This window comes from Hydrogenophaga sedimenti (genome assembly GCF_051857515.1).
Taxonomy (GTDB): Bacteria; Pseudomonadota; Gammaproteobacteria; order Burkholderiales; family Burkholderiaceae_C; genus Hydrogenophaga.
In genome coordinates, this window is record NZ_JBPZHA010000035.1 from 1 (window position 1) to 1,174 (window position 1,174).

Here is a 1,174-nt window from a genome sequence, read left to right on the forward strand (position 1 = left end):
TAGGGCTACGCTGAACAAGTCCAGGGGTGGCGCGAGGTTTGCATGTATTGATGCACCCGAGACAAGAAGGTGAAGATGAAGCAACTGACCCTGGCGATGGCAGCCGATCAAGGCGACGGATTCGAGCCCTACCGTAAGCCGACCAAGCGCGATGCGTTCCTGGCGACGATGGAACAGATCGTGCCGTGGCAGGCGCTGTGCTCGGTCATCGAACCTCACTACCCCAAAGCCGGCAACGGGCGCCCACCGATCGGGCTCGAACGCATGCTGCGGATGTACTTCGTGCAGCACTGGTTCAACCTGGCCGATGAAGCCTGCGAAGAGGCCCTGCTCGACAGCACGGCGCTGCGCCGCTTTGTGGGCATCGATCTGGGGCGGGAGCGTGTGCCTGACGGGACCACGCTGTTGAAGTTTCGCCGCCTGCTGGAGCAGCACAAACTGGGCGAGGCATTGTTTGCCAAAGTGGGGGAGGTGCTGCAGGCGCGAGGCTTGAAGGTGGGCACCGGCACCATCGTGGACGCCACCATCATCGGCGCGCCCAGTTCCACCAAGAACGCGGACAAGCAGCGCGACCCCGAGATGCACCAGACGCGCAAGGGCCAGCAGTGGTATTTCGGGATGAAGATGCACATCGGCGTGGACAGCCGCACCGGGCTGGCGCACAGCGCTGTGGTGACAGCAGCCAACGTGCACGACAAGCACCCGCTGCCCGATCTGCTGCACGGCAATGAGCAGCGTGTGTATGGCGACAGTGCCTACGCCAGCCAGAAGTCATTGATCGAATCGAAGGCCCCCAAGGCCAAGGACTTCACCAACCAGCGCGTGCGCAGGGGTGGCGATATCGACGAGGCCGAGCGCTCCAGAAACCACAACAAGTCCAAGGTCCGCGCCCGGGTCGAACACGTCTTCGCTGTGGTCAAACGGCTCTGGGGCTTTGCCAAGGTGCGCTACCGGGGCCTGGCCAAGAACGCCACGCGCTCGTTCGTGGTGCTGGGTCTGGCCAACATCTACCTGGCGCGTCAGCGCCTCGCGGTATGAGTGCGTCCGTTGCGCACGGTGGGTGCGCGAGCACGGCTGGTATGTCCAGCGAACGCGGTCGAATCGCGCCGCTTGCCCGCGTCGGCAACCCTTTGCGCAGCGGGCCACTCAATTCGGCTACTTGTTCAGCGCAGCC

The 1,174-nt window shown here is 63.9% G+C and carries 1 protein-coding gene; it reads left to right on the top strand.

Annotated features, from left to right (window positions below; all coding sequences use genetic code 11):
• The first annotated feature begins 75 nt into the window (after window positions 1-75).
• Entirely contained in the window at window positions 76-1,038 is a 963-nt protein-coding gene (locus ACS5NL_RS22685; protein ID WP_374408614.1) for an IS5 family transposase, read from the top strand.
• Window positions 1,039-1,174 lie beyond the last annotated feature (136 nt).

Excerpts from the sequence above, each read along its gene's own strand:
- ACS5NL_RS22685 (WP_374408614.1), top strand. The coding sequence starts at position 76 with ATGAAGCAACTGACCCTGGCGATGGCAGCCGATCAAGGCGACGGATTC.